Genomic DNA, 18,696 nt, shown 5'->3' with positions numbered 1-18,696 from the left:
CAGTACGAGGGCAGGGGAGCAGCTCTCACTGCGGCGTCGCTCGCGTTCCCTACGGATGGTAGTCGGGAGGTCTGTGCCTGATGGACGCGTCGCTGCTTGGTGGTTTGCCCGACCAAGTCCCTGCCGGGCAGCGGGACGTCTCCTCCGTTCCTCGCGGTGGGCCGGTCGAGATGTATGACGAGCACGACCCGATCGTGTACCTGCCCGACCCCTACGATCCACGCCTCTCCGTGGCAGTGCGCCGTTCCCAGCTCCAGGCGCCTGCTGCCACTCAGCCCCGAGACCTCAAGCCCGTCCCGCTGATCGACCCTGGCGCGCAGAAGATTCTCGCCACCGGTGCGGGCTGCGGGGCGTTCGGCGCGGGACTGGGCTGGGGTATCGGACAGATCCTCGGTGGGCTCGCCGGTCTTGGGTCGGGAGTCCTCTTCTGGCTTGCGGTCCTGGTGCTTGTCACCCGTGTGTCGGCTCAGCGAATCGTCCGTGGGGGCAACACCTATGTCACCCACAACCACAACTCGTGGTGGGGGCACTCGACCACACGCAACTGAGGGTCCCGGCACAATGTTCGTAAGCCGCTCGTGGCGCATCACTCAGTCTCGCTCACGGGCATGAGGAGGTAACGATGGCCTCCAACGCTCGCTCGCGTCGCGGGGGCCGCTTGCGTCGCAGCAGAGGAAGGCACGACGTCTCGGTCGCACTCGTGGTCCTGCTGGCTCTCGCAGCCTTCGCGCTCGTCCGTATGGCGCTGGACCACGTGGCCGTCACGGCAGGCGTCCTGACCTTCGCCATCGGTGCCGGCGGAATCACGCTGGGGGTACGGGGAGCGCGTCGCCGGGCGATCCGTTCCGGAATCTACGGAAGCCTGAGCGAGGCCGATGTCGACAACATGACGGCGGGGGAGTTCGAGCAGTTTCTCGCGCTGCTGTGTGAACGCGATGGATGTTCCGACGTGCGAGTGGTCGGCGGGCCCAATGACCATGCCGCAGATATCCTCTACCGGGCCCCAGGTGGCGACCGCTGCCTCATCCAAGCCAAGCGGTATGGGCGTCGCAACAGTGTGGGCAACGAACACGTGCAGATGGTCAACGGCACCTACCGAGACGCCCATCGCTGCACACGTGCCGCTCTCGTCACCACGAGTCACTTCACCTCGGCGGCCCAGAGATTCGCTGAACACGTGGGGATCGAATTGGTGGACGGAACGCGGCTGAAGGCGTGGATGAACGGTCGCCGTTCTGCCGTTCCTTGGCGCTGAACCGGCTCTTGTTGACGCGAGGTGCTCTGGAGCTCGCACCGGTAGTGGCCGCACTATCGACAGGTATCGCCCGAAACCTTCGGTTGCGCTCCAAAGTCTGTCGGCTGAATGTGCCGCTCGCACCTTGCAGTCAGTGCGGCGTGAGGCGGTACATGTGATTCCGCGCTTGTGCATTCCGAGGGTTCTGTCTCACGCGTCTGAGGATGTGGGTGCGGTGTCCGGAGATACGTACAGACCGTCTGTGGCCCGAAGGGTCCGCGTGGTGGCGACCGCCACGGCGCTCCTGTTGGCCGCGGCGTGCAGTTCGGATGGGAACTCGTCCCAAGGCAAGGAGCCTGGAAGGGGGAGTCCGCACAGAACGGATGGTCCGTCGGGCGGGCCGTCGTCCAGTTCGTCTTCGTCGGTGGACTCCGAGAAGGGGGAGGCCACGCAGGCGTACCTGGGAATGTGGCGCAGCATGGCCGAAGCGGGCGTCACGATGGACTGGAAGTCGGAGAAGCTGCGCGAGTACGCGGCGGGGGATGCGCTCTCCGCCATCTCACGCGGCATGTACGCGGACCATCTGAACGGCCTCGTCTACAAAGGGGCGCCGAAGAACCATCCCGAGGTGACTGCGGCGAAGCCGACCGCGCGCCCGACGACCGTCATGATTTCGGATTGCGGCGACTCCACGAAGTGGCTGAAGTACCGGGCCAAGGACGGCGAACGTGCCGACGACAAGCCTGGTGGCCGTCGCGCCATCACCGCGGAGGTGAAGAAACAGACTGACGGGGACTGGAGGGTGACCCGGTTCGCGGTCGAGGCGGTGGGGTCGTGCTGAAGCGACTGGTGGTCGTCCTTACGGCAGCAGGTGTCGTCGTTGCCGTGTCCGCGCTGCCCGCACTCGCGGATGACCCGTGGGGCTCGGTGGACTGCGAGCAGAACCCTCAGCCGGGCTGCGACCTCGGGGCGGGAAAAGACAGGCACAGGGGTGGCGGGGGCTCAGGAGGAGGTCATCGTGTGCCGGGCAGGGGTGGAGGTAACGGCCACGAGGGTGGGGGTGGCGGCGGGGGTGGGAGTGGCGGCGCCCGAAATCCGAACCTCGCCAAGTGCTCGTACCAGCGCAGCAATTACAAACCGCCGCCCTCGGCCGTCCCCGCCTCGTACCAGGCTCCGGTGGGGGGAACGGCCTCGGTGGCTCCGGTGGTGTGGTCCCGCACCACTCCTGCGGCAACAGAGGCTGGAGTCGCACCGGTTGATGACCCACAACCGGGAGCGAAGGGGGCCTGGTACGTCTACAAGTGCCGGGGGAACGGGATCCGTGACGCGTTCTACCGGCCGCCCGTGTGGATGCCTGACGGGGAGGGCGTGGCGAACGCCGCTGGGCCGCCGCCACCGTCGCCCGCTGAACTGGCGCAGCGCGCCTACAACCAGTTGAGGCTGCCGTCTCCTGCCATCCGGACCAACCCGCCGGGCGAGCAGATGGTGAGCGTGCCGACCTGGCTCTGGATGACACGGGGGAGTTGGAAGCCGGTCTCGGCGACCGCGTCGGTGCCCGGCGTTTCCGTGACGGCGACGGCGCGGCCGACCTCGGTGACCTGGTCGATGGGAGACGGCCGAAAGGTCGCGTGCAAGGGGCCCGGGACGCCCTTCAAGAAGGGCATGAACCCGAAGTCCGCGTCGCCCGACTGCGGACATACCTACCGCTCTTCCTCGGCGGGGCAGCCCGACGAGGCGTTCCCGGTGAAGGCGACCATCAGCTGGACCGTGACCTGGTCAGGCGCGGGGGACTCGGGAACCTTCCCCGGACTCACGACGACGGCGAGCGCAACCTTCCGTGTCGCCGAGAGCCAGGCCCTGAACATCCGGTGAATGACCCTGCCCTGATGGGCGATTGAGGCCGAGCACGGCCTGAAGCCAGTGGAGGTGACGTACGTGAGTACGCGTTTGCCTGTGCCCACCGAGGCCGGCTCGGCAGGACACGCGGCACCCCGTAACAAGAGGATCAAGGCAGGGGAGGCGCCGTCACGATTGGAGAGCATCCGGCGGCGTCGTCGCGTCCCGCACCTCCTCCTCGGGGTCCTGCTGGTGGCCGGCTGCGCGACCGGGGGAGTCGTGGCGGGGACACGGCTGGGGGATCGAGAGCCGGTCCTCGCCCTGGCGCGGCCGGTCGACGTCGGCCAGGAGCTGACGAGGAAGGACCTCCGAGAGGTGTCCCTTGCCAAGGACTCCGGACTCGCGGTCATTCCCGCGGGCTCGGCCTCCAGGGTGACAGGACGGACGGTCGCCTACAGCCTTCCGGCGGGGGCCCTGCTGACGCGGGACGTCCTCGGCGCGGCGAAGCTCCCGAAGCCGGGACGTGCCGTTGCCGCGATCGGGCTGAAGCCGGGCCAGTACCCGCCGGGACTCGAGCGCGGCAACCCCGTACGCGTGGTCATCGCTCCTGAAGCCGGAGACCGGGCCGAATCTCCCCGGCCGACGGAGTCCCTGCGCGGCGTCGTCGCGGACGTACGAGGGGACGAGCGCGAGGGGACCACCGTCGTGTCGGTGGACATGATCGAGGACGACGCACGGAGACTCGCCGCGGCGCCTGCCGGGCAGGTCTCGGTGGTTCTGGTGCGCCGAGGTGCCCGATGACTCTGATCGCGCTGTGCAGCCTGAAAGGCTCGCCGGGAGTGACCACGGCGACGCTGGCACTTGCCGCACGCTGGCCCGCGAAGCAGGAACCGGTGGTCGTGGAGTGCGACCCGGCCGGCGGGGACCTCCTGGCCCGCTTCCGTCTCGACATGGCGCCGGGACTCGTGAGCCTGGCCGCGTCGGCCAGGCGGTCCCGGGAGGAAGGAATGGAACTGCTGCGGCAGCACACACAGTTGCTGCCGGGAGGGCTCCCTGTCGTGGCGGGCCCGCCCGGTGCCGAACAGTCCCGTGCCGCCTTGGGTGAACTCCTCCATGCGCGAGCCTCCGTGCTCCAGACGGCGGCCAGGCGCCCGCGCACCGTGATCGTCGCCGACTGCGGTCGCATCGAACCAAACTCCCCGACTCTGCCCTTGGTGCGGGCTGCCGACGCGCTGGTGCTGCTGGCCCGGGCGCGAGACGACGCTCTCGCCCATGTGGCCGCGCGCATCGAGACAGTGATCCGGTGGTCGGAGACCGCCTGCTTCCTGCTCGTCGGCGATGGCTACCCGACCGGAGAGGTCGCGGACACCCTGGGTCTCCGGATCATGGGACGGATCCCCGACGACCCCAAGGGCGCAGGGGCCCTGTGTGGACGGCCTGCGAGGCACTCGGGGCCGGACCGCTCGGCTTTGGGCCGGGCCATGGCGAAGATCGCCCCGCGTATCGCGCTCCAAGCGCGACGCAAGCCTGCGGTCTTGGAGTCCTCGATGGTTCCCCTCTCGAACCAGCAGACTTTCAGGGCGAGTTCGGACCACGGGCCGATGTCCGGACCGATCAATGGAGCGCCGCAGAAATGACGGATGCGACGACAGACAGCCCTGACCTCCTGGCCCTTGAAACGGGGCAAGACGGCATGCGGGTGAGCCGCGGCCGGACCGACCCGGCGGCCCTACCGGGCAGCGTGGACGACGCGGGCTCCCCGGCCGAACAATTGCGCCTCCGCTTGCGCGAACAGCTCTCCTCACAGCTCTCGTACCGCATGAAGGCCGACGAAGACGCCGGTCGCCCGCCCCTCGGACCCGAGGAGCGTCGTGCGACGGCGCAGGCCATCCTGGCGGAGGCGGCTGAGGCGTACACGCAGGAGCAACTGAGCCACGGTGGAAGCATCGTGGAACCCGAGGTCGAAGAGCGAGTCATCGCTTCCCTCCTGGACGAGGTCTTCGGCCTCGCAGGACTCGAACCGCTGCTCCGCAACCCGGAGATCGAGAACATCAACATCAACGGGGACCGGGTCTTCGTGCGCTACGCCGACGGCCGACGTGACCGACTGCCTCCTGTCGTGCGCTCGGATGCCGAACTGATCCAGCTCATCCGCGATTTGGCGGCCCGCTCGGGGGTTGAGGAGCGACGTTTCGACCGAGGGAGTCCGGCGGTCAACTTCCAACTCCCCGGCGGTGAGCGCGTCTTCGCCGTCATGGCAGTCACCGCCCGCCCCGCGGTGGCGATCCGCCGCCACCGATTTCAGCGCGTTACGCTCGCGCGGCTGCGTGAAGGCGGGACCCTCGAAGCGGGTCTGGAGTCCTTCCTCGCGGCCATGGTGCGGGCTCGAAAGAACGTCCTGATCACTGGCGGAACGGTCATGGGGAAGACGACGCTTCTGCGCGCCCTCGCCGCCGAAATCCCGCCCTGGGAGCGGATGGTCACCATTGAGGACGTCTTCGAACTCGGCCTCGACGCCGACTCCCGTGCTCACCCCGATGCCGTCGCGCTCCAGGCCCGCGAAGCCAACATCGAAGGCCAAGGCGCGGTCAGCCAGGCCGAACTCGTGCGCTGGGCCCTGCGCATGTCGCCGGACCGGGTCATTGTCGGCGAGGTCCGTGGCCCCGAGGTCATCCCGATGTGCAACGCGATGAGCCAGGGCAACGACGGCTCCATGGGCACCCTGCACGCAAGCACCAGCCGCGGAGCCTTCACCAAACTCGCCGCGTACGCCGTTCAGGGCCCAGAACGAATGAGCCTCGAGGACACCAACCTCCTGGTCGCCTCCGCGCTCGACTTCGTCGTGCATCTGGCCCGGCCGCGCGACGACGAACACAAAAGGGTGGTGTCATCCGTCCGCGAGGTCGTCGACGCCGACGGCAGACAGGTCGTGTCGAACGAGGTCTTCCGCCCGGGCCCCGACCGGCGCGCGGTTCCTGGAGTGCCGCTGCGTACCGAGACCATGGACGACCTGCTGGCGGCGGGGTTCGACCCGGACCTGCTGGTGCGAGCCGAGGGGTGGTGGCTGCCGTGAGCGCTGCGGCAGCTCTCCTCGGTCTCTACGGCCTGGGTGTCGGTGTCGGTGGCATTCTGCTGGTCGCGATCCTGAGCGGCTCTGCTCCACGGGATGTCCCGACGCGTCCGTCGCGCTGGCAGCGCTTCGTTGAGCGGATGCGCAGGGAAGAGCACCTCGGACGCTGGGTGGCGGCAGCCGGGGTCATGGGGGCGCTGACCGGTCTGTTCACCGGCTGGGTCGTCGGAGCAGTGCTTGCGGCGATGGCCACCTGGGGTGTACCGCGGGCGCTCGGCAGAGATCCGGTGGAACACCAGCGAGCCGAACGCATCGAGGGGACCGCCGGATGGACCGAGATGCTGCGTGACACGCTCGCCGCCGCGGCCGGTCTGGAGCAGACGATCGTGGCGACCGCCCTCACCGCACCCGAGCCGGTGCGACCGTACGTCGTGGACCTGGTGGCCCGTCTGGAACGTGGGGATCACCTGCCGTCGGCGCTCCGGAGGATGGGTGACGAGCTGGATGATCCGGTCGCCGATCTCGTGATCGGGGCACTCGTCCTCGCGTCGGAGCATCAGGGACGTCAACTAGCGCCACTGTTGGGTCAGTTGGCTGCTACAGCACGATCGCAGGTCGCCATGAGGCAACGAGTGGAGACCAGCCGGGCCCGGATGCGTACGACCGTCCGGGTCGTGGTCACCACCACGGTGGGCTTCGCCGTCGGCCTGGTCGTCCTGAACCGCTCGTTCCTCACGCCCTACGACACGGCCACCGGACAGCTCGTCCTCATGGGAATCGGCGCTCTCTTCACCGTGTCCTTCGGCTGGCTGCGCCGCATGGCGCGGATAGAGGAACCCGATCGATTCCTCGGCGGAGGCGAGGACGACGTCGGCCGCTCGCAGGCCACGAACTTGGAGGAGGCGACGCAACAGTGACCTTGATGCTGCCCTTGTCCGTCGGATGCGGAGTCGGACTCTGGTTTCTGGCCGTCTGGCTGATGCCGACGAGGCCACCCCTCGCAGAGCTCGTCGCGCGGCTAAGGGCTCTTCCGGCCCGACCGAAGCCGAGCGTGCCGTCGCCAGAGGTAGCAGGAATTTCCGTGCGCATGGGGCGCCCATTCACAGGATTGCTGCGCTCCTGCGGACTGCCGCACGCCCACCTCGCCAAGGACCTCGTGATCACTGAACGGGGTGCGGACACCTACCTGGCCGAGAAGGCGGCCCTCGCCCTAACCGGCTTCCTGGTGCCCTCTGCGGTGCAGTGCCTGCTCGTCGCGGCTGGGAGACCGCTCCCTTGGCCGCTGCCCGTGGGGGTGTCGCTGACGTTGGCGGTCTGCGGGTTCCTCGCGCCGGATGCGGCCGTACGAGCGGATGCCGCGCAGCGCCGGTCGGCATTCCGCCACGCACTGAGCGCCTACCTCAATCTCATCCACATCCTGCTCGCCGGCGGCTCCGGCGTCGATGGAGCACTCACCGACGCCGCCACGATCGGCCGCGGCTGGGCTTTTGCGCATCTGCGTCGCGCACTCGCCACAGCTCGGATCACCAGAACCTCCCCCTGGGAGGCGCTCGGACAACTCGGCGCCGACCTCGGGGTCAACGAGCTGACGGAACTTGCCGCGGCCCTGTCTCTCGCCGGCACGGAAGGTGCCCGCGTACGGGCCTCGCTGGCCGCCAAGGCGTCGGCGCTGCAGACCAAGAGTGCCGGGGAGGCCGAGGCGAAGGCCAACGCGGCGACGGAGCGCATGGCGCTACCCGGCGTGGTGATGGCGTCCGGCTTCATCCTCTTCGTCTTCTATCCCGCGCTCACACAGATCACCGACTCCTTCTGAACTGCGCACCCATCCATCCGGACTGGAGGCACGCCGTGTTGTTCATGACTCAGCTTCTGACCAGGCTCTGGATCCATCTCGCCGCGTCCCTGCATCGGCTGCCGTTCAACGATCGGGGCAGTGCTTCGGACAACGTCATCTGGATTGCCTTCCTCGCCGGAATCGGGCTGACCGTCACTGGCATCTTCGGGCCACGCATTCTGGCCGCCGCGCAGAGCGTCGTCTTCAAGTAGGGGCGACGTCGTGACCACCCCTGCGTGGCGCCAAAGGGTACGAGGAACGCGAGGACGCGGTGATGGTGGAACCGTCACTGCGGAGATGGTGTTCGTCTTGCCGCTGCTGTTCACGATCGTGCTGCTTATTGCCCAGTACGCGCTCTGGGCCCATGCCACGCACATCGCGCAGGCGACGGCAGCCCACTCCCTCGCGGCGGCCCGGGTCGAGGAGGGAACGGAACAGGACGGGCAGCGAGAGGCGCAGCGAGTTCTCGACCAACTCGGGCGGAGCGCCTTGCGAGGGCCCCGCGTTGAGGTGGAGCGGGGAGCGGATCGTGCCTCCGTACGCGTGGCTGGATCAGCGAGCGCTGTACTGCCGTTCCTGCACCTCTCCGTTCACGCGCAGGCTGACGGGCCAGTGGAGGTCTTCAGGCCGGGACAGGGAGGCACGCCGTGAGTGCGTGGCCGAAGCGACTGCGGGGCGATGGAGGATCCGCTACCGCCGAACTCGTGGTGATCGCCCCTGTCCTGGCCGCCTTGATGCTGTTCGTCGTGTACTGCGGGCGCCCCTCCGAGACGCGCCTGCGTATCGAGGACGCCGCCCACCAGTCTGCCCGGGCGGCGAGTACAGCTCGGGACGCGGCCACCGCGACTTCGAAGGCTCGTACGGTCGCCGACGAAGCGCTGACCGACGCGGGGATTCACTGCCAGGGGCGGAACTTGGCCGTCGAGACGGCACAACTGCACCCCGGCGGCACGGTACGCGTCGCGCTCTCGTGCACGGTCGATCTGAGCGACCTGACCTTGATCGGCGTTCCTGGTGCCGTGACGCTTTCGGCCCGCGTGGCCGCACCGGTTGACGTGTATCGCGGGATGACAACAGGGCGAGGTGGGCGATGACTTGGATGGGCTTTACCGCTGGGCGTCGCGACGACCGAGGGCAGGTCACCGTGTTCGTCGTCCTCATGAGTGCTGCGGTGCTGATGTTCGCGGGCCTGGTCCTGGACGGCGGACTGGCACTGGCAGCGAAGGCCAGGGCGATCGGGGAGGCGCAGGAGGCGGCGCGCGCGGGTGCGCAGGCGATCGACCTCGACGCCTATAGGGCAGACGGCACCATACGTCTCGCGGCGGGGCAGGCTCGGGCCTCCGCCCTGAACTACCTTTCCGCCACCGAAGACTCGGGGACGGTTCGCGTCACACCGCAGCGCATCACCGTGACGGTCACCGCGCGCCAGGAGCCCCAACTGCTCAAGCTGATCGGCCTCGGTTCCCTGACTGTGACCGGAGAGGGCAGCGCGCGGCCGGCCCATGGGGTGAGCGCGCCGGAGCCGCCGGAGTCGTAGGAGGAAGAGATGGTCAGCGGTGGAGTGACTCGGAGCCGCTCTCGGGGGCCAGAGGAGCAGGCGGGTGAGATGCAACTCGCGCGAATTGCCCGAGGTTTGCTAGCTGGTGTGATGCTCGGAGTCCTGCTGGTCGGCACTCCATGGGGGCTATGGACTTTCGTCGGATGGCCGCTCCCTGCGCACATGCCGGACTGGCCCGAGCTCGGATCGGTCATCCTCGCCCCGTTCACGCCGTACCTGCTGATCAATGTGCTGGCGTGCGTCCTCTGGGTGGTGTGGGGAATCTTCGCTCTCGCCGTCGCGCGATCGGCCGCTCGTACTTCGGCTGCGTGGCGGGGCGTGCAGTGGACGGTGGCGAGGGGCGGGCCGGTGAGCGGGCTGGCGGCGGCGCTGGTCGGAGCCGCCGCGCTGGCGCTGCTGGTACATCGCCCCGTCAGCGCTTCTTCGTACGGCCTCGCTGTCGCACACGCCCCGTCGGCGCCCAATGAACCGATGCCTCCCGCCACGGGCTCGGAGTCGTTGGATGGCTCCTTGGCGAGCGCTCCATCCGGCACGGTCACGGTGCGCTGCCCCCACAACGGGATCCACGACAGTCTCTGGCGTATTGCGGAACGGGAGCTCGGCGACGGGGACTTGTGGGTGAGGCTCTTCGAACTGAATGAGGGGCGAGTCCAGGAGGACGGTCGCGCTCTTCGCCACCCTGGGTTGGTCCGTCCGGGGTGGGTCCTCCGGTTGCCCAGCGTCCCGGAGAAACCCACGCATCCGCCGGACTCGACCAGTGAACCGGCGACTTCGGCTCCACCGTCCAGGTCCACGCCTGTGACTCGGACTCCCTCGAACGATCCGTCGCTGTCGGCATCACCGCTTCCCCGACCCTCTGGCGATGGCTCGGGCTTGCCTGTTGGGGCGTACATCGGGTTCGGGCTCGCGGCGGTGGTCGCCGCTGCCGTGGCGGGGGCCAGGATCCGGCGGCGCATGCGATATGTCCCGGGGAGTGGTCGACGAGATCAGACGAAGATTGCCCCGATCATTCGCACGCTGCGGTCCACCTCCCAAGCCACGGGCCATGGGGGCTCGCAGGAGGGCGAGGGCGGCGGCGCCCCGCCCTCGCCCGGCACCCACGAAATCGGCACACAGGACGGGAAGAGCTTGGCCCTGGATCTGGCCCGGACCCGCGGCCTGGGCCTCGTCGGTTCGGGGGCACTCGATGCGGTCCGGGCGCTTCTCCTGGAGCTCGTGGCTGGTGGAGCCTCACGAGGAGCGGTACGCACACAAGTCCTCCTGACAACCGCTGAGGCCCGCCGCCTCTTCGAGGTAGATGAGCAGGACACCATCGCTGTGCCGTCCGGCTTGCGAACGGTGGAGACCCTGGACGACGCACTCGACCAACTGGAGAGCGAGGTCTTGGCACGCACTCGCCGACGCACCGAGGAGGAGCAAACACTGCCATTTGACGAGCTGGTCTTGATCACCAGTCCGGCCTCTTACGCGGCACGACGGATCCAGGCGGTCCTCGACAACGGATCCACCCTCGGAATCACCGGCGTCCTCATCGGACAGTGGGCGCCCGGAGCCACGCTCCGAGTTCGGACGGACGGAACGCTCGGAGCAACCAGCCCTGACCTCGCGCGCGTGGCCGGCGCCCGGTTGTTCCATGTGCCTGCCCCGGATGCTCGCGACATCCTCTCGCTCCTCACGGACGCTGAGGGCACAGATGCGGAGTCGGGGCTCCAAGAAGAGCCTGTGCCCGAGGAGTTCGAGATCGATGCCGAAGCGTCGCCGCCCTTGGGGCCCCAGGCCACCGATGTCCCACAGCCTCCCACTGTCCTGAGCGCCTCGCCCCACCACGTACTAGGACTGCAAGTACTGGGCCGCGTAAGGCTGGTGCACCACTGCGGCGACCAAGAGGTCGATATCAGCGGTGCCATCTCGCCGAAGCAACGAGAGATCCTCCTCTTCCTCGCGCTGCACCCCGACGGAGTACGGCGCGAGGCCATCGCTGCGGCGATCTGGCCCACGGCTCCGCGCAGCCGCCCGTACAACAGCTTCCACGCCACGCTGAGCCAGCTCCGCCGCGTATTTCGTTCGGCCGCCGACATCGCCCTCGGCGAGGTGGTGGTGCACCAGGCGGGTCACTACGCATTCGCCCCTGAACTCGTAGCTGTCGACCTGTGGGAAATACAGCGATTGCTCAGCAATGTGCGAGGTGTCGCCGGAGACCAGCCGAGACAAGAGGAGGAAGCCAGGCGCGTCGTGAACCTCTATACGGGTGACCTCGCTGAGGACATGGCCTGCGAATGGATCGAAGCCGATCGTGAGGGCCTGCGTCGCGAAGTACTCGACGCCTACAGCGTCCTCATCCGTGCCGCCTACGGCCAGGACATTGGCCAGGCGCTCTCCCTGCTGGAGCGTGCCCGCGTGCTCGACCCGTTCAACGAGGCGATCTACAGAGACATCGCTCGCACCCAGGCACGCCTGGAGCACTACGACGCCATTCCTCGGACGCTGAAGCTCTTGGAGACCACACTTGCGCAGCTTGACGAGCGGCCTTCACGGCAGACGGTGGACCTATTCGCATCTCTGCAGCGTGCGCGGTGAGGAGGACTGAGGTGTGAGGCCGACCTACTCGCTCAGTCGTGGCGACGTTCTTCCGAGCATGAGGGTCGAGCTGTGACCACCCCATCGGCTGTCACGTACCGGGCGTTCTCCTCCGCTGCTCGGTCTTTCGAGGCGGTGGCATGTGGGAGGCTCGGGCTGAGAGCCAGCGCGTGATGTCGGCGCGGTCTCCTGCCCCCATTGCCCACGTAGTTCAGCAACTGGAGCCATCGTGAACAGCGACGTGAGTCGTCTCCCGTTCGGGTCTGAGCGGCCCTTCCGTTTGATCGTGACGGGAGGCGGCACAGGTGGTCACACCTACCCGGCTCTCACCGCCGTGCGCACCCTCAAGTCCCGACTCGCGGCCGAGGGGCGGGCGCTGGAGGTGCTGTGGGTGGGCAAGGCTGACAGCCTGGAGGAGCGGGTCGCGGTTGGCGAAGGGATTGAGTTCGCGTCAGTGGCCACCGGCAAGATCCGGCGCTCGGCGAACCCGCTGAAGATGATCTCGCCAGCGAACGTGAAGGACATGAGCCGGGTACCCCTCGGTGTCCTCCAGGCCCGCAAAGCCATCAACCGCTTCCGCCCTGATGTCGTGCTGGCCACCGGCGGGTACGTGGCTGTCCCCGTCGGCATGGCCGCGACCCTCATGTGCCGTGTACCGCTGGTGGTGCACGAGCAGACCGTCCGGCTGGGACTGGCCAACAAGACGCTCGCAGGATCCGCTACCCGCGTCGCGGTGTCGTCGCAGTCCACGGTGGAACTGTTGCCGGAGGCGGTGCGAGCCGCGACGGTCGTCACCGGCAATCCGGTACGGCCCGAGGTGTTCACCGGGCAATCCGAAAAGGCGATCCAGGCTCTAGGGCTGCATGGCTTCGACGGACATCTGCCGACCGTGTACGTCACCGGCGGGGCCCAGGGTTCGCAGCAGATCAACACCGTGGTGTCCGAGGCGCTGCCGTGGCTGCTCGAGCACGCCAACGTGATCCACCAGTGCGGACCCGACCATGTGCAGAGCCTGAGCCAGCAGGCCGCACGTCTGTCCTCCTCGACCGCGGGCCGCTACCACCTCACCGGGTACGTGGGCGCCGAACTGCCCGACGTGCTGGCTCTGGCCGACGTGGTGATCTCCCGCAGTGGCGCCGGGACGATCGCCGAACTCACCGCACTGGGCAAGGCAGCCGTGTTCATCCCGCTGGCCACCTCCGCTGGTAACGAGCAGGTCCACAACGCCCGACATCTCGCTGACGCCGGCGCCGCCATCGCCCTCACCGACAACGTGACGGCCGAGCGACTGCAGGGCGTTGTCGTGCCGTTGCTCACCGATCCCGCACAGCGCGAGGCGATGGCTGAGAGGGCCCGCGGCTTCGGTCGGCCGGATGCCGCCGAGCGCCTGGCCGATGTCGTGCTCGCCGCAGTCCGGCAGTAGGCGAGGACTTGGTCGCCTACACCGAGCCGTTGATCGACCTGAACGGCTGGGACTTCTGGCGGGATTGACCTGACGCAGGAATCGAACAGGCAACAACGATCACTGGCGCGAGGGAGCTGTGATGGGGCAGCCGTCCCACCGTTCTCAGACGCTCACTCACCTTTCGGGGGCAGGTGGCGGGCTGCTCCAGCCTCGATGGCTTCAGCGCACGCGGTGAACGCGGCGGCGTCCTGGCCGTACGGGTCGGGCACGTCGCCCTCTTCGAGGTAGAGGTGGATCTTCCTCGCGGTGAACCCAGCAGTTCGGCCATGTAGTTGCGCCTCAACGCTTCGGTCCATGGCCAGGATGACATGGGCCCACTCCAGCAGTTCATCGGTCACCTGCACGGCGTGATGGCCGGAGAGGTCGAAACCGCGCATGGCCGCCGTCTTGACCATGTCTGGGTGGCCACCTTGTCCGATCCACTTCCCGCTCAGGCCCGCCGAGCGGACCTCTGCCGCTCCACCGCCGTGATGGGTGAGCACGGCCGCGGCGTACGGGGAACGGCAGATGTTGCCGAGGCAGACGGTCAGGATGCGCATGAGCGCTCCGTGATGACGGCGTGCTGGAGGGCGGAGACGGTGAAGTTGATGTCGTCGTCGGTCATGGCCGGATGGAAGGGGAGGCTCATGATCTGCGTGCCGGTCTCCTCAGTGGCGGGCAGGTGGCGGTGCCACCGGTGGAAGGCGGGCTGGAGGTGGTTGGGCGGGTAATGCACACCGACGCCGATGCCGCGATCGCGAAGGAGGTGGAAGACACGTTCGCGGCCTTTCAGCCGTACGACGCAGTTGAAGGGAACCGTGTGCTCCACGTCGACGTCGACCAGGACGACGTCGTCGAGCTCGGCCAGTGCGGCCGCGTAGGCGCGCCACAGGACCTGACGCTTGGCTGCGACGAGGGGGAAGCGCTCCAACTGCACCAGGCCGATGCTGGCGTTGAGCGCGGACATTGTGGCGCGCAGTCCGACGCGCTCGACCGTGTACGTGGTGCTCTGGGCGCGCTGCTGTTGGGATTGAGTGATGCCCAGGGCACGCAGGCTGCGGGCGGTGTGGGCTTGTTCGGGGGAGCGAGGGACGATCGCGCCGCCTTGCCCACAGGTCAGGTTCTTGATCGGCCCGAAGGAGAAGCAGGTCAGCGCGCGGCTGCTCGCGCCGACCAGGGTCGTGCGGGTGTGGGAGCCGAAGGCATGTGCAGCGTCTTCGACCACTGTGATGCCGCGGGTGGCGAGGCGGTCCTGGATGCCGGTCAAGTCGATGGCGCGGCCGCCATACAGGACGGGCAGGACGGCGCGGGTGTGGGGTGTGAGGGCGGCCAGCACGGTGGCGGCGTCGATGCACAGTGTGTCCGGTTTGATGTCGATGAAGCGCGGGTGTGCTCCGCACGCCACGATCGCGTGGATGGTCGCGCAGTAGGTCTGGGAGGGGACGATGACTTCGTCGCCGGGCCCGACGCCTGCGGTCAGGAGGGCGATGTGGAGCGCGGCGGTGCCGGAGGCAACCGCCACCACGTCTGCCACGCCCAGGAACGCGGCGAGGCGGCGCTCGAACTCCTCGGTCAACTCGCCGTGTCCGTACTGTCCGGCGAGCAGCGCTTGGGAGATCGCAGCAGTCTCCGCACCGTGCAGGAACGGGATGGCGTTGTGTCGTGCGGCGTCGGGGCAAGGGATGTGCCGCGTCATCGGGACCCCTCCTGCGTCGACGTCGAGGTGGGCGTGTGGGTGCGGGCGGTGAGGCGTCTGGCGATCGGGTGGGGGCCGCTGGCCAGCGTCTCGAAGTACTTGGTGAGGTAGACGTCGTCCTTGTAGGCGAGGCGGGTGTGGTCGACGGGCCGGTCGAACAGGCCGTTGAGGGCCTGCTGGACCAGTTGAGCACCGGCTGCCTCGGCGAGGGGGAAGCCTCCGGCAACCCGCAAGTTCACTTCAGTGACGGTCACGTGATCGGCGTCCCCTTCGCGGAGGAAGCCCTGTACGCAACACAGTCCGCTCGCGCCGACCGCGTTCAGGGTTCGGCGTATCTGCTCGGCGGCCTCGTCGTCGTGGAAGGTGCGGGCGACCACGGCAAGCCCGGCCTTCACCAGGAGCCGGTGGCGCAGGATTACCGAGGCTCGGCCCGTGTGGTCCACGAGGCAGTCGGCGGTGAACTCGCTGCCCTCTACAAGCTCTTGGACGATCGGATCGCAGGTCAGCTCACACAGCACGTGGGCCTGGTCACGGCTTTCACAGAAGGACACCCCCTGACTTCCGTGGCCGCGGCGCGGCTTGACGACGAGCGCGAGGGGCAGCTGGGCGTTGTCGAGTTCGGCGGGAAGGAACGTCGCAGGGGTGGGGATGCCGTGCGCGGCAAGGGCGGTGTGGAAGGCAGCCTTGTCAAGGCAAGCAGTTACCGCGTCGGGGCCTGGCAGCCACGTCCGTACGCCCAGTGCCTCCAGGTCCGGTGCCAGGGAGACGAGCGTGGGGAGTTCGTGCTCGACGGCGCACATCAGTGCGTGGGGCCGCAGGTCCCGGCACACTTCAAGCAACCTGGTGCGAAAGTCCGGCTCGGCGGCCTTGGGCAGGAGGCGGGGGGTGACGCCGTCAAGCAGCAATCCGCACGCCAGCGGGTTGGCATCGGCGGCGATGACGTCGCAGTTCAGGCTGAGCAGGCGGCGGGTCAGGTCGAACCCGGGTGCCCCGCCGACTCCGGTGACCAGGACGCGCTGGATGGCGGGCATGACGCTCACCTCTCCATCGAAGCGGGGACGTTGATCTCCGCGAGGGGCGCGTCGGGGTTGCGTTGCGCCGGGGCCCACAGGTGGAGGTGGTCGCGGTGCCACTGCACGGTCTGGGCCAAGCCGTCCGCGAGCGAGACGCGCGGGCGATAGCCGAGATCCTCGGCGATCTTCGTGAAGTCCATTGCGTAGCGGACGTCGTTTGCCTTGCGGTCGGGGATGCAGGCGACCTGATCCCAGTCGGCGTCGCACAGCTCAAGCAGTCTTCCGGTGAGCTCGCGGGTGGTCAGGTCCGTACCACCACCGATGTTGTAGACCTCGCCGGGGATGCCTCGACGCAGGACCAGGTTGATGCCCTGGCAGTTGTCCTCGACGTGGAGCCAGTTGCGTATGTGCTGGCCGGTGCCGTGGAGCGTGACTTGCTCGCCCTTGAGCAGGCTGGTCACGAACAGCGGGATGATCTTTTCGGGGTGCTGGTGGGGCCCGTAATTGTTGGAAGAGCGGGTCACGCACACCGGGACACCGTCGGTGGCGAAGGCTGACAGGGCGATCAGGTCGCTGCACGCCTTGGACGCGGCGTAGGGGACGGTGGGGCGGAGCGGTGAGCGCTCCGACGCCGAGCCGCAGGCCATGGGCCCGTAGACCTCGTCGGTAGAGACGTGCACGAACTTGTGGATGTGGTGACGTTTCGCGGCCTCCAGCAGGGTGTGGGTGCCCACCACGTTGGTGGCGAGGAACGCGCCCGCCTCAAAGAAGCTCCGGTCCACGTGTGATTCGGCGGCGAAGTGGACGACGGCATCGTGTCGTTGGACCAGGTCGTCGACGAGGTCCTCGTCGAGGATGTTGCCTCGCACGAAGTTGACCTTCGGCGAGGTGAGGGCGTCGTCGAGGTTCTCCTTGTGTCCGGCATAAGTGAGCGCGTCCAGGACGGTCACCTCAGCGACGTCATTGCTCGCCAGCAGGAGTTTGACGAAGTGCGAGCCGATGAAGCCCGCCCCGCCAGTGACGATGATCTTCTCCATGTGCCTGACCCATCTCTCGCGAGGCGGTGGTGGCTCCATGGCACCGCGCGGATGGCGGTCTTCCCAGAGACGGAGTTGGGGTCCTTCAGGGAGTGGATCAGGAAGAAACCTGGGACTCGACTGGAACGCCGGTGTCGCCGCGCACGCACGCCGTCTTACGGCGCGGGAGAGTGGCGCCGTCCTCCCGCGGCGGGGTCAGTGCGCGTGCAGGAGGTCGAGGACGGCCCGGTGGTAGACAGCGTGAACGCGGGGCAGTTCGGCGAGGTGGGTGCGTTCGTCGATGCCGTGCAGCCCTTCGTAGGGCAGGCCGAAGCCCGCCGTGGCCGGGATGCCGTGTCCGGCGAGCAGGTTGCCGATGTTGGAGGGGCCCGCGGTCTTCGCCCGCACTTTCAGGCCGGTCTCGCGGGCGGCGTGCAGGAGCGCGGCGGCGGGCTGGTCGCCTTCGCCCAGGCGGAAAGGCGGCCAGCTGGCGACGGGCGTGATGTCGGTCGGCCGTGGCGCAGGTAGTTCCGCGTCCAGTTCCGCAACGGCCTTGCGCACCAGGGTCTCCGCGCTGTGGGCATCGAAGGACAGGGTGGTGCGCACGTCGACGTTCAGCTCGCACAAGTCGGGGGTGACGGAGAACCCCTGCCCGCCGTGGAACGACGTCACCGAGAGTTTCGGCGGCAACGGAAATCCGTCCAATTTCGCATCCACCCCCGGTAGTTCGGAGCTGTCCAGAAGACGGACCAGGTGGGCGGCGCGGGAGATGGCGCCGATGACGCTGCGGCTGGAGCCGGAGTGCCCGGAGGGGGCGTGCACGGACAAGGTGGCACGCCACAGGCCACGGCCGCCGACCACGACGTCCTCGATGCCGGGGTAGCCGATCATGACTCCGGCTGGCCGCGTTGCCTCCGGATCGGAGAGGTAGGCGCGGGCGCCGCCGAAGCCACCGGTGTGCTCGTCGACGTCCAGGAGCACTGCCAGACCGCCAGGGAGAGACGCGGCGTGGGGCAGCAGGTCGGCGGCGATGTGGCAGAACAGGGCGGCGGCGAGCTTGGAGTCCGCGCTGCCCCGGCCCAGCAGCCAGCCATCGACGATGTCCCCGCAGGTCGGGGAGAACGACCACGCGCTCTCGTCGCCGAAGGGCGCGGTGTCCACACACGCATCCAGGCACCACCACGGGCCCGGCCGCCCGCCGGCGATCTCCACCAGCAACCCGACCAGATGGCCGGAGCCATTGTGCAGGCGGCGATGGGGCAGGGCACGACCCGTGAGCCAGGTCTCCAGAACGCCCAGGGCAGGCGCGTAGTCGTCGATCCCGGCACGGCTGGGCCGGCGCACCAGTTCCTGGGCCAGTTCGATCACCGAGTCCGCCTGGGCTCCAGCGGCCTGCTCAAGACTTGCGGTCACGTTGC

General features: G+C 68.3%; 20 protein-coding genes. 15 read left to right on the top strand and 5 right to left on the bottom strand.

Translation table 11 applies throughout. The features are described 5' to 3' along the window. Window positions 1-80 precede the first annotated feature (80 nt). From ACFWYM_RS29705 to ACFWYM_RS29635, 15 genes are all read left to right on the top strand, one after another. Complete coding sequence (locus ACFWYM_RS29705; RefSeq protein ID WP_384843974.1) at window positions 81-548, top strand: hypothetical protein; 468 nt, start codon at window positions 81-83, stop codon at window positions 546-548. Between the two features lie 74 nt (window positions 549-622). Then, window positions 623-1,255, top strand: a complete 633-nt coding sequence (locus ACFWYM_RS29700) for a restriction endonuclease (RefSeq protein ID WP_384843971.1) — start codon at window positions 623-625, stop codon at window positions 1,253-1,255. Window positions 1,256-1,658: 403 nt separating this feature from the next. After that, the gene (locus ACFWYM_RS29695) at window positions 1,659-2,075 is read left to right on the top strand and encodes a hypothetical protein (protein ID WP_384843968.1); all 417 of its coding nucleotides are present in this window, start codon (window positions 1,659-1,661) and stop codon (window positions 2,073-2,075) included. Between the two features lie 527 nt (window positions 2,076-2,602). After that, on the top strand, window positions 2,603-3,106 hold the full coding sequence (locus ACFWYM_RS29690; RefSeq protein WP_384843965.1) for a hypothetical protein: 504 nt from the start codon (window positions 2,603-2,605) through the stop codon (window positions 3,104-3,106). 159 nt (window positions 3,107-3,265) lie between these two features. After that, window positions 3,266-3,871 (top strand): SAF domain-containing protein, encoded by a 606-nt coding sequence (locus ACFWYM_RS29685; RefSeq protein ID WP_384843962.1) that lies wholly within the window; start codon window positions 3,266-3,268, stop codon window positions 3,869-3,871. After that, window positions 3,868-4,707: a MinD/ParA family protein gene (locus ACFWYM_RS29680; RefSeq protein ID WP_384843959.1), complete on the top strand. Its 840-nt coding sequence runs from the start codon at window positions 3,868-3,870 to the stop codon at window positions 4,705-4,707. Before ACFWYM_RS29685 ends, ACFWYM_RS29680 begins: the two co-directional genes overlap by 4 nt. Beyond that, entirely contained in the window at window positions 4,704-6,143 is a 1,440-nt protein-coding gene (locus ACFWYM_RS29675; RefSeq protein WP_384843956.1) for a CpaF family protein, read from the top strand. Before ACFWYM_RS29680 ends, ACFWYM_RS29675 begins: the two co-directional genes overlap by 4 nt. Then, on the top strand, window positions 6,140-7,057 hold the full coding sequence (locus tag ACFWYM_RS29670) for a type II secretion system F family protein (RefSeq protein ID WP_384843953.1): 918 nt from the start codon (window positions 6,140-6,142) through the stop codon (window positions 7,055-7,057). The genes ACFWYM_RS29675 and ACFWYM_RS29670 overlap by 4 nt, the downstream gene beginning before the upstream one ends. A 170-nt stretch (window positions 7,058-7,227) precedes the next feature. Continuing rightward, window positions 7,228-7,953 (top strand): type II secretion system F family protein, encoded by a 726-nt coding sequence (locus tag ACFWYM_RS29665; RefSeq protein WP_384843950.1) that lies wholly within the window; start codon window positions 7,228-7,230, stop codon window positions 7,951-7,953. Between the two features lie 44 nt (window positions 7,954-7,997). Beyond that, on the top strand, window positions 7,998-8,186 hold the full coding sequence (locus ACFWYM_RS29660; RefSeq protein ID WP_384843947.1) for a hypothetical protein: 189 nt from the start codon (window positions 7,998-8,000) through the stop codon (window positions 8,184-8,186). A 10-nt stretch (window positions 8,187-8,196) separates the two neighbouring features. Continuing rightward, window positions 8,197-8,625 carry a TadE family protein gene (locus ACFWYM_RS29655; RefSeq protein WP_384843944.1) on the top strand — a complete coding sequence of 143 codons (429 nt, stop codon included), beginning with the start codon at window positions 8,197-8,199 and terminating at the stop codon, window positions 8,623-8,625. Next, window positions 8,622-9,068 (top strand): TadE family protein, encoded by a 447-nt coding sequence (locus ACFWYM_RS29650; RefSeq protein ID WP_384843941.1) that lies wholly within the window; start codon window positions 8,622-8,624, stop codon window positions 9,066-9,068. The genes ACFWYM_RS29655 and ACFWYM_RS29650 overlap by 4 nt, the downstream gene beginning before the upstream one ends. Further along, on the top strand, window positions 9,065-9,511 hold the full coding sequence (locus tag ACFWYM_RS29645; protein ID WP_384843938.1) for a TadE/TadG family type IV pilus assembly protein: 447 nt from the start codon (window positions 9,065-9,067) through the stop codon (window positions 9,509-9,511). The genes ACFWYM_RS29650 and ACFWYM_RS29645 overlap by 4 nt, the downstream gene beginning before the upstream one ends. 1,149 nt (window positions 9,512-10,660) lie before the next feature. Beyond that, window positions 10,661-12,109 (top strand): hypothetical protein, encoded by a 1,449-nt coding sequence (locus ACFWYM_RS29640; RefSeq protein WP_384843935.1) that lies wholly within the window; start codon window positions 10,661-10,663, stop codon window positions 12,107-12,109. Between the two features lie 229 nt (window positions 12,110-12,338). Beyond that, window positions 12,339-13,532 carry a glycosyltransferase gene (locus tag ACFWYM_RS29635; protein ID WP_384843932.1) on the top strand — a complete coding sequence of 398 codons (1,194 nt, stop codon included), beginning with the start codon at window positions 12,339-12,341 and terminating at the stop codon, window positions 13,530-13,532. A 152-nt stretch (window positions 13,533-13,684) separates the two neighbouring features. Here ACFWYM_RS29635 and ACFWYM_RS29630 read toward each other — a convergent pair whose 3' ends face one another. From ACFWYM_RS29630 to ACFWYM_RS29610, 5 genes are all read right to left on the bottom strand, one after another. Further along, window positions 13,685-14,113, bottom strand: coding sequence for a low molecular weight protein-tyrosine-phosphatase (locus ACFWYM_RS29630; RefSeq protein ID WP_384843929.1), 429 nt, complete (start codon window positions 14,111-14,113; stop codon window positions 13,685-13,687). Further along, window positions 14,101-15,249, bottom strand: a complete 1,149-nt coding sequence (locus ACFWYM_RS29625; RefSeq protein WP_384843926.1) for a DegT/DnrJ/EryC1/StrS family aminotransferase — start codon at window positions 15,247-15,249, stop codon at window positions 14,101-14,103. The genes ACFWYM_RS29630 and ACFWYM_RS29625 overlap by 13 nt, the downstream gene beginning before the upstream one ends. Continuing rightward, window positions 15,246-16,280, bottom strand: a complete 1,035-nt coding sequence (locus ACFWYM_RS29620; protein WP_384843923.1) for an ATP-grasp domain-containing protein — start codon at window positions 16,278-16,280, stop codon at window positions 15,246-15,248. Before ACFWYM_RS29620 ends, ACFWYM_RS29625 begins: the two co-directional genes overlap by 4 nt. Window positions 16,281-16,285: 5 nt before the next feature. Then, on the bottom strand, window positions 16,286-17,299 hold the full coding sequence (gene rfbB / locus ACFWYM_RS29615; protein WP_384843916.1) for a dTDP-glucose 4,6-dehydratase: 1,014 nt from the start codon (window positions 17,297-17,299) through the stop codon (window positions 16,286-16,288). 195 nt (window positions 17,300-17,494) lie between these two features. Further along, window positions 17,495-18,691 (bottom strand): M20 family metallopeptidase, encoded by a 1,197-nt coding sequence (locus ACFWYM_RS29610; protein ID WP_384843913.1) that lies wholly within the window; start codon window positions 18,689-18,691, stop codon window positions 17,495-17,497. Window positions 18,692-18,696: the final 5 nt, after the last annotated feature.

Origin of the sequence: Streptomyces sp. NPDC059009, from assembly GCF_042740175.1 — a bacterium.
In the GTDB taxonomy this organism is placed as follows: domain Bacteria; phylum Actinomycetota; class Actinomycetes; order Streptomycetales; family Streptomycetaceae; genus Streptomyces.
This window is presented reverse-complemented; position numbering and strand designations above follow the sequence as displayed.